The 8,220-nt window shown below is 42.9% G+C and carries 10 protein-coding genes and 1 pseudogene; 5 read left to right on the top strand and 6 right to left on the bottom strand.

Annotated elements, in window-relative coordinates; all coding sequences use genetic code 11:
- Positions 1-302 (bottom strand): annotated as a pseudogene (locus HRT75_RS13465) (septum formation inhibitor Maf); the annotation flags it as partial.
- 37 nt (positions 303-339) lie between these two features.
- Positions 340-987 carry an esterase gene (locus HRT75_RS13460; RefSeq protein ID WP_291187747.1) on the bottom strand — a complete coding sequence of 216 codons (648 nt, stop codon included), beginning with the start codon at positions 985-987 and terminating at the stop codon, positions 340-342.
- Positions 988-1,033: 46 nt separating this feature from the next.
- Here HRT75_RS13460 and HRT75_RS13455 point away from each other — a divergent pair, with 46 nt between their 5' ends.
- Genes HRT75_RS13455 through menD form a run of 3 tightly spaced genes read left to right on the top strand, consistent with a single transcriptional unit; the run spans position 1,034 to position 4,237 of the window.
- Positions 1,034-1,462, top strand: a complete 429-nt coding sequence (locus HRT75_RS13455) for a hotdog fold thioesterase (protein WP_291187744.1) — start codon at positions 1,034-1,036, stop codon at positions 1,460-1,462.
- Entirely contained in the window at positions 1,459-2,532 is a 1,074-nt protein-coding gene (locus tag HRT75_RS13450; protein WP_291187741.1) for an isochorismate synthase, read from the top strand. The genes HRT75_RS13455 and HRT75_RS13450 overlap by 4 nt, the downstream gene beginning before the upstream one ends.
- 4 nt (positions 2,533-2,536) lie before the next feature.
- Complete coding sequence (menD, locus tag HRT75_RS13445; RefSeq protein ID WP_291187738.1) at positions 2,537-4,237, top strand: 2-succinyl-5-enolpyruvyl-6-hydroxy-3-cyclohexene-1-carboxylic-acid synthase; 1,701 nt, start codon at positions 2,537-2,539, stop codon at positions 4,235-4,237.
- Here the strand turns inward: menD and HRT75_RS13440 are convergent.
- Positions 4,198-4,626 carry a hypothetical protein gene (locus tag HRT75_RS13440; RefSeq protein ID WP_291187735.1) on the bottom strand — a complete coding sequence of 143 codons (429 nt, stop codon included), beginning with the start codon at positions 4,624-4,626 and terminating at the stop codon, positions 4,198-4,200. The genes menD and HRT75_RS13440 overlap by 40 nt on opposite strands.
- An 89-nt stretch (positions 4,627-4,715) precedes the next feature.
- Here HRT75_RS13440 and HRT75_RS13435 point away from each other — a divergent pair, with 89 nt between their 5' ends.
- Entirely contained in the window at positions 4,716-5,543 is an 828-nt protein-coding gene (locus HRT75_RS13435) for a S1-like domain-containing RNA-binding protein (RefSeq protein ID WP_291187733.1), read from the top strand.
- On the opposite strand, the gene HRT75_RS13430 is transcribed toward HRT75_RS13435, so the two are convergent.
- Genes HRT75_RS13430 through HRT75_RS13420 form a run of 3 tightly spaced genes read right to left on the bottom strand, consistent with a single transcriptional unit; the run spans position 5,536 to position 7,559 of the window.
- Positions 5,536-5,994: a hypothetical protein gene (locus tag HRT75_RS13430; protein WP_291187730.1), complete on the bottom strand. Its 459-nt coding sequence runs from the start codon at positions 5,992-5,994 to the stop codon at positions 5,536-5,538. The two genes, HRT75_RS13435 and HRT75_RS13430, sit on opposite strands and share 8 nt — an antisense overlap.
- A gap of 50 nt (positions 5,995-6,044) precedes the next feature.
- A complete protein-coding gene (locus tag HRT75_RS13425) occupies positions 6,045-6,383 on the bottom strand; it encodes a hypothetical protein (protein WP_291187727.1) in 339 nt (112 codons plus the stop codon).
- Between the two features lie 51 nt (positions 6,384-6,434).
- A complete protein-coding gene (locus HRT75_RS13420) occupies positions 6,435-7,559 on the bottom strand; it encodes a C1 family peptidase (RefSeq protein ID WP_291187724.1) in 1,125 nt (374 codons plus the stop codon).
- 65 nt (positions 7,560-7,624) lie between these two features.
- Between HRT75_RS13420 and HRT75_RS13415 the strand changes: the two genes are divergently transcribed.
- Positions 7,625-8,220: enoyl-CoA hydratase-related protein (locus HRT75_RS13415; RefSeq protein WP_291187720.1), on the top strand; the 596-nt coding region annotated here is incomplete at its 3' end.

The following is an 8,220-nucleotide window of genomic DNA, read 5'->3' as shown; positions in this document are numbered from 1 at the left end:
GGCACGGATGGATCTGCTGCCGTTGGATTATCAGCTTTGGTAAAACTCGTTTTAGAAAAGGGTTCTGTGACAAAGATCATGGCTGCCTGTCCTTCTCTAAGCTCTCCATAACGGGCTTGCGAAAGTGTATAACTTGATATCTCTGCGGTTCCGTTAAACCAGTAATCTTTGTGCTCTTGAGAGGGTGTGTATTTAAATGACGCTTCTGCAGTATCCTGAGGAGCGACTACTGCGATCTCGTTAGCCTCTTTACAACTTCCAAGGATCAGCACTAATAAAAGAAAAGTGAATAAGATTCTCATCGCTAAATGGCTTTAGGTCAGAGGTGCTCTTTTGGGCTTAAAGCTGTCCTTTTTCTGCTAATTCGTTCAGCATTTTGGTGTGCACCTCATGTGTTCCTTCAAAGGTACGAATGCGCAGGCGGTTGTCAAAGAGACTTTCGCCTCTTTCCTTCTGATCTTTTAGTTTTTCTGGAGTGATGTATTGGTCCTTATCTCCGTAGATATAATAGACGGGTGTCTGCGGATCCAAATATTCAAAATCCGATGGCTTTAGTTCCACGGGAATCCCTCCGGAATGCAATACCAACATTTTTGGTTGGATCTTTCTACTGGCCATCCAACGGCAAACTACAGAAACGCCTTGGGAGTATCCCATCAGAATTAAATTTGATGTATCAAAAGACTCGGCCTGATAGACGGCGTCAATATACTTCAGGACGTTTTGGGTTTCTGCTAGGGTGTCTTCTCGGGTAAGCCAGCTCGCACCTACGTGTTTAAAATCTGGGCCTTGATAGTATTTACTTGGAGCTTGAGGCGCGACGATATAATTCGACCCTGGATCCATAGCTTTGAAATACTTCAAAAAGTACCGACTCAAATAGCCCATTCCGTGAAAAGCAAACCAGAGATTCTGGTCTTTTTCTCGGCGCTCATTCAAGGTTTCATAGCTGTTAGAATTTTGGTAAATAACCCGTTTTGTAGTCATAAATGCTGCTGCCTAATTTTGTATATTTACAAAGTAAACGATTCAAATGGAGTATACCAAAGAAGAACTTTTAGCGCGTTGCAATCAAATGTGCAAAAACACCCTGATGGAAACACTCCAGATTGAATTTATTGATTTTAACGATCATTCCATTACTGCAAAAATGCCCGTTAATTCAAGAGTTCATCAGCCTGATGGTGTACTGCACGGCGGAGCTTCAGTAGCACTGGCAGAAAGTGTTGGAAGCGCAGCGGCCTTTATTTTTCTCGGAAAAAAGGATGTACAGGTCCGCGGAATTGAAATTGCAGCAAATCACGTAAAATCCATTCGGGAAGGGGAGGTTTTCGCCAAGGCGGAGATCATGCATAAGGGAAGGACCACGCAGCTTTGGCAGATTCGAATTACCGATAATCAAAATAACTTAATCTCACTCGTAAAACTAACAACGCTAACCCTTTACAAGGAAAAACCATGACACTTTCAGATTTTACTCCCCAAGTTGAATCGCATTTTAAAAACAACCTTCCTTTTGTAATCTATAATGAACCAAAAAACCTACAAGTCCATGCCTTGTTACAACATAGTGACAAGCAACACTTGGTGAAAAACCTTACGCGTACGGGCTTTGTTTTTATGCCCTATTCCAATAAGAACCGCGCTATACTGATCCCAGACGAACACGCTGATGCGCTATCGGCAGAACTCAATGCAGATTATTTCCAAAGTTTAGCTCCTCGAGTGGCTGCAACGGATGTACCTATTGTGCAGGTCAACTATGAGCAAATGTTGGGAGAAGCTATTGACCAAATCAATAAAGGAAACCTGCTCAAAGTAGTTTGTAGCAGAAAAGAAGTGGTTTCGGGTAGTTTTGATCCGATCGCATTATTTATGGCCACTTTAAAACATTACCACGATGCTTTTGTATACGCCTTCTTTCATCCTAAAGTTGGGTTTTGGATCGGTGCAACCCCAGAAACCTTTATTAAAGTAGATGGGACGACTTTTAAGACCATGGCCTTAGCCGGAACGCAAAAGGTCTTTCCAGATATCAATCCGCAATGGACTCCGAAGGAGGTCAATGAGCAAAGCTTTGTAACCAAGGCAATTACAGAAAACTTGGAATCCCTGGCAAAGGTCATTGTGGTTTCTAAGACCTACAATAAACAAGCGGGATCGCTCTGGCATATTTGTAATGATATCTCGGGTACGCTCAAGAACAAAAAGGAAATGCTTCACCGCGTTTTGGAAGCTTTGCACCCAACACCGGCCGTATGCGGTTTACCGCAAACAAAGGCAAAGAATTTCATCAGCAAACACGAAAATTACGATCGGGAGTATTATACCGGCTATTTAGGTAGGGTAACTTCTGGTTTAAATACGCAACTATACGTAAATTTGCGTTGTATGAAAATTACGGATCAAGCAGCCGAGATTTTTGTAGGTGGAGGCGTCACAGAAGGCTCAAACATTTTTGATGAATGGGTCGAGACCGTGAATAAAGCCGAAACCATGAAGCAAATTCTACGATTGCCGGTTCCGTCTTAAAGCGATGGCCCAAAACCCCGAAGCAGAGACATATTCCAGCATACCCTTAGCGCAATTGGCTGTTGCAGCCTGTAAGGCGCATGGGATCTCTCGAGTTGTTATTTCTCCTGGATCCAGGAACGCACCCCTTACTTTAGGGTTTACCAATGACCCCTATTTTGACTGTTTTTCCATAGTTGATGAGCGCGTAGCGGCATTTTTTGGTTTAGGGATGAGTCAGTTTGACGGAATTCCAACGGTTTTGATCTGTACATCAGGTTCTGCAGTATTGAACTATTTTCCAGCTGTGGCAGAGGCTTACTACAGCAGAATCCCGCTAGTTGTTTTATCTGCGGATCGACCTGCTCATAAGATTGATATTGCAGATGGGCAAACCATTAAACAATTTGGTGTCTTTGGCGACCACGTAAGCTTTTCCGCTCAGTGTCAAGAAGATTGTGGTCCGGAATCTATCAATCATCATTATTTTCAAGAGGCACTGAATATCGCTTTTTCAGCAAAACGCCCGGTACATCTCAACTTGCCGTTTGAAGAACCCTTGTATGAATTGGTAGAGAAGCCCTTAGTTAACTATACGCTTTTACATACACCAACTCAGGTTGCTGCTATGCAGTTGCCGGTAGATTTTTTAGACGATTTTGATCGGGCTGAGCGGATTATGATCATCGCTGGAGTTATGCCTCCGGAATCCGTGTCATTTGAGACTCTGGATAAGTTGCTGAACGATCCCCGGGTTTTAATGCTTACGGAGACCACTTCTAACTTACATCATCCTAAGATTGTCAGTGGTATTGATCAATTGATCGCGGCCTTGGACTCGGAAGAATTGGAGCAACTCAGACCTGATTTGTTAATCACTTTTGGGGGGATGGTGGTTTCTAAAAAGATCAAGGCATTATTGCGAGGGCAGGCACCAAAATGGCATTGGCATGTAGATCCTTTAGAGGCTTATGACACCTATTTTGCTTTGAAAGGACATATTCAATCTACTGCGACTCATTTTGTAAATGAACTTCCTGAAAAGCAAGGAACTAATCGAAGTTCCTATCAAGAAGACTGGTTGACCAAAAGAGACAACTTTAGAGAGAATCATTACCGTTATTTAGCAGCAATTCCCTTTTCTGATCTGAAGGTCTACGGTGCTGTGTTTGACGCCTTGCCAAAAGGAGTTATCATGCAAGTGGCCAATAGTGCTGCGATACGCTACGCGCAACTCTTTGAATTACCGGAAAATGTGGCCGTGTATTGTAATAGAGGGACCAGCGGTATCGATGGCTCCACCAGCACAGCTATTGGGCATGCAGTCAGCAGTGAAAAACCTGTGTTGTTCGTAACAGGTGATCTCAGCTTTTTCTATGACAGCAATGCACTTTGGAACAATTACACTCCTGCTAATTTTAGGATCATTTTGATCAATAATTCAGGAGGCGGAATTTTTAGGATCCTTCCGGGAGATAAGTCCAAAGCTAACTTCACTACTTATTTTGAAACGGTTCATGGATTGCGCGCTGAGTCCTTAGCCCAAATGTATGGTTGGGGTTACAGCAGTGCGAACTCAATTACCGAATTACAACAGCACTTAGGAGGTGGTTTCTGGAAAGGAGATAGACCTGCAATCTTAGAGGTATTCACCCCTAGAGAGGCGAACGATCAGTTATTGTTGGACTACTTTGCCACAGTTAAATCGGGATCAATTAAAGACTGACTCCACTCACTCGCACTTTTTATATCCTCAAAAACCGCAAAGGCCTTGGTGAAGAATTTGGATTCTAACATGGCGTTTGCAGCGCTAACGGAGTCTTTCGCAACAATAGCAATTCCATTTAGATTAGGGACCCGCTCTAGGTACTTATAATCATTCGGTTGAACCGAATAACTATTGACCCTATTAGAGATTATAATAAAAGGTTTAGGGCCGATGTGTTTAAGGCATTCCATTAAAAGTTGAATACCCGTAACATAGGAAATATTTACACCTTCGTTGAACTCAGTAATAATTAATTGATCGTAGAAATAGATGTTTCCTAAGGCGGAATATTGAACGTGACGGGGGATTCGACCGTCATCGAAGTGGGTGTGGGGAGTGAGATTCATATCGCAGGCCTAAAGTACTCAAACCTACAATGAGGAACAAATTAAAAGCTGTTTGTTTTTAGCGTTGGTCTAAGTTGTACATTTGCCGCATGGAATTGGGTCAATACAATACACTTACCATCTTAAGGGAGACAGATCCCGGGCTTTACTTAGGAGATCCCGAGGAAAACGAAGTTTTGCTCCCTCACAAATACAAGCCTCAAAAGTACGCTATTGGTGATGCTGTTGAAGTGTTTGTGTATCGTGATAATGAAGCGCGGCTGATCGCTACAACACTAACTCCCAAAGCAGTAGTCGGTGAGTTCGCCTATTTGCGCTGCTCACAGCAAACATCTCACGGTGCTTTTATGGAATGGGGCATAGAGAAGGACTTGTTTGTACCCTTCAAAGAGCAAGCCCGTAAAATGAATCCTGGCAGCTGGTATACTGTATATATCTACATCGATCCTAAAACGGAGCGCTTGGTAGGATCCTCAAAGACCAAGAAATACCTTTCTAACGAGAATATCAGCCTACAGAAATACGACAAAGTAGATATTTTAATCACCCACATTACAGAGCGCGGCGCCAATGCCATTGTGAACGGGCAGCATGACGGATTGATCTATATTGAAAATATCTTTGAGGATATTAGAAGCGGGGACCGATTGCCAGCCTATGTGAAAAAGATTCGACCGGATAACAAGATCGATCTATTGCTTCAGCAAGAGGGTTATCGCAGTATTGAACCCAATGCTGAATTCCTTTTAGAGGAACTTGAAATGGCTGGAGGCTTTCTAGCTGTTACCGATAAGAGTGATCCGGAAACAATAAAAGAATTGCTCGGAATGAGCAAAAAGAGTTTCAAAAAAGCCCTTGGATCTCTATATAAGGCCAGAAAGGTTAAGATTGAAGAAGACGGAATCAGTCTTACCTAAAAAAACGATTCCCACTGTAAGGCGAGCAGCGCCAACAAAATCCACGAGAGGTTAAAGGATCAAAGAGTTGCAATCCACGCATTTCTGTATAGACGGTATTGGTCACTTTTGATTGCTTGTCATTGGTATACGGACTTTGAACCGTAAAGCCCAGTGATTTCACTCTGATTGGTCTAATAGACATTGCGCGCACCCGATCTCGATTGGTCTTATCAATGGCTGCGGACATATCTACAGGCTCCCAGAAGGAACCCGCCTCTGTATTGAAAACTATTGGCGTTAATGGGTAGGATCCGGTATAAACAAAGTTGTATTCCTCAGAAAAAATATCCGGCTCATCTTCTAAAACAAAGGCACCAAAATCAATAGTGAAGGTGTCCGGCTCTTGCGACCAAACAGACGCAGACCCAAGCAGTAAGAATAACAGTAAATAGATCCTTGGCCTTCTCATAGCTATGGCTAAAATAGCAAAAATCGCACCAAAAATATACTAGTAGAATGTTAACGCTTGTATTTGGATATGCGGTTGTTAGGTAACAAAAGGGCATCTAGAGCGTGAATCAATTGCTCATGTGCAATAATGGGGATAGGGGCGAAAAGGGATTCAAGTTCTAGATGACTTTTGCTTGGACTTTCGTAAAAGACTACATGATAGGATTGCATGGCGGGGAAAAGCTCCAAAAACCACTTAAGGTCTACGGGATTGATGCTGTAGTCGTGAATGCGGTTAGAAATATAATGGAAGGGTTTATTCTCGGGGTAGAAATTAGAGATGGCAAAAATAATGCTGTAGGCTGCGTCTCTATCATAAACAGAAACCTCGTGCATTTGCGAGATCACAAAATCATCAAAAAAGAACAGATCGGTAAATTCGATAAACTACCCTAAGTCTTAGAGGTTCAGTTTGTTAGCTGTGTTTTTTGGCACTGTATCTTTGTGAACCATAATGCTGATGCTCTTTAGGCGCATATAAGCCTCGGAGAAGTATACATAGCCGCCAAAAGCAGTTCGGTCTTCTGCCGTACCCCAACTGTTTTTCACCTTGTAATAGCGATTGCCTTGCTGATCTTTTACAATTCCAGTAATATGCATTAGGTGATCGTCTTTAGTGCTGAAACTCTCAAAACGCTCTTGACGCAGGTCTTGGTCTACTTTTAGCTCCGGATAGATCGCGGTCCAGGCCTTTGGGGTCAGACTCGCATCCGCAGGAACCACAGCAACTCCATTTTTAGAAGAGAAGCCGCGTTCGCTTACGTCGCAATCCAACTCAACGGTATAGCCATTCTCTAAGGCGTTATCAATGGTTTGCATCAGCTCATCCAAAGAAACATTGTAAAAACTCCCGTTGGAGAAGTTGTCGGGAATGTCCAAAATGCTCTGGGCGTACATCGGCATATGAGAAAAAGAAGTAATACTCACATAAGCCTCAGGATCCAAGCCCGTCATTTTTAAAAAGGACTGCGGCGTATAGTTTGTTCCTTCATAAAGGAACTGCTCTGGAATACTTCCTAAATATATATCCAAAACACCCGCAACTGCCATTTGCCAATTCGAGCTTAAATTGCGTCCCGGATTTTCAATATAGGTATTCAGCATAGCTTTGATCACCGCCACCATTTCTGCGTGGTTGTGTCTATCAACACCTGCTTCCAAGCCCGTATAGGCGCGGTTAGGCACCAAACCGTAATCTCGGACCGAGTTGATCACATCGTGCGCTAATCCACCTTCACTAAACTGTGCTTTGCCTTGTCTCATTACGTAATTCCATGCTTTTTTAGGATAGGTCATGCGCACGTTGTACATCTCAGAAAGGTCTATCTGTTTTCCTGAGATCCGCATGATCTCAGACTCCAAAAAAGAAGAGGTTGAAAAGCTCCAGCAGGTTCCTGTAACTCCTTGACTGATCACAGGTGTCGCTTCAAGATCAATGAGCGTTGTAAATTGATAGGGTTCCTGTGCTTGGTTGTTAGAAACAAAGGTGAATAACAGAATTAGAGTGGTGATAATACGACGCATAACAGCAAAGTTTTTTAAGAGAGGCTCAGCTAAAAAAGCCTTATTTTTACACGAAAATAGTGAATATGTCTAAAGCAAATTGGATCACCGCCAAAACCTATACCGATATCACCTATAAAAAGTGCGATGGTGTGGCACGTATCGCTTTCAATAGACCGGAAGTTCGCAACGCTTTCCGTCCCAAGACCACCAGTGAATTGTTAGATGCCTTTCACGATGCGCAAGAAGATACTTCCATCGGTGTGGTTTTACTGAGCGCTGAAGGACCTTCTCCCAAAGACGGAATCTATAGTTTTTGTAGCGGAGGTGATCAAAAGGCACGTGGGCATCAAGGATATGTTGGCGAAGATGGTTATCACCGATTGAACATTTTGGAAGTACAGCGTTTGATCCGTTTTATGCCTAAGGCAGTTATTGCGGTCGTTCCAGGGTGGGCCGTAGGTGGTGGACACAGCTTACATGTAGTTTGTGATATGACTTTGGCTAGTAAAGAACATGCCATTTTTAAGCAAACTGATGCAGATGTAACAAGTTTCGATGCAGGATATGGTTCTGCATATTTAGCTAAAATGGTTGGTCAGAAAAAAGCACGTGAAATTTTCTTTTTAGGACGTAATTATTCTGCCAAAGAACCGTTTGATATGGGAATGTTAAATGCGGT

The organism is Gilvibacter sp. (assembly GCF_013214815.1).
In the GTDB taxonomy this organism is placed as follows: Bacteria; Bacteroidota; Bacteroidia; order Flavobacteriales; family Flavobacteriaceae; genus Gilvibacter.
This window is presented reverse-complemented; position numbering and strand designations above follow the sequence as displayed.

Excerpts from the sequence above, each read along its gene's own strand:
- menD (WP_291187738.1), top strand. The coding sequence starts at position 2,537 with ATGGCCCAAAACCCCGAAGCAGAGACATATTCCAGCATACCCTTAGCG.
- HRT75_RS13430 (WP_291187730.1), bottom strand. The coding sequence starts at position 5,994 with ATGAGAAGGCCAAGGATCTATTTACTGTTATTCTTACTGCTTGGGTCT.
- HRT75_RS13450 (WP_291187741.1), top strand. The coding sequence starts at position 1,459 with ATGACACTTTCAGATTTTACTCCCCAAGTTGAATCGCATTTTAAAAAC.
- HRT75_RS13455 (WP_291187744.1), top strand. The coding sequence starts at position 1,034 with ATGGAGTATACCAAAGAAGAACTTTTAGCGCGTTGCAATCAAATGTGC.
- HRT75_RS13435 (WP_291187733.1), top strand. The coding sequence starts at position 4,716 with ATGGAATTGGGTCAATACAATACACTTACCATCTTAAGGGAGACAGAT.
- HRT75_RS13420 (WP_291187724.1), bottom strand. The coding sequence starts at position 7,559 with ATGCGTCGTATTATCACCACTCTAATTCTGTTATTCACCTTTGTTTCT.
- HRT75_RS13460 (WP_291187747.1), bottom strand. The coding sequence starts at position 987 with ATGACTACAAAACGGGTTATTTACCAAAATTCTAACAGCTATGAAACC.
- HRT75_RS13440 (WP_291187735.1), bottom strand. The coding sequence starts at position 4,626 with ATGAATCTCACTCCCCACACCCACTTCGATGACGGTCGAATCCCCCGT.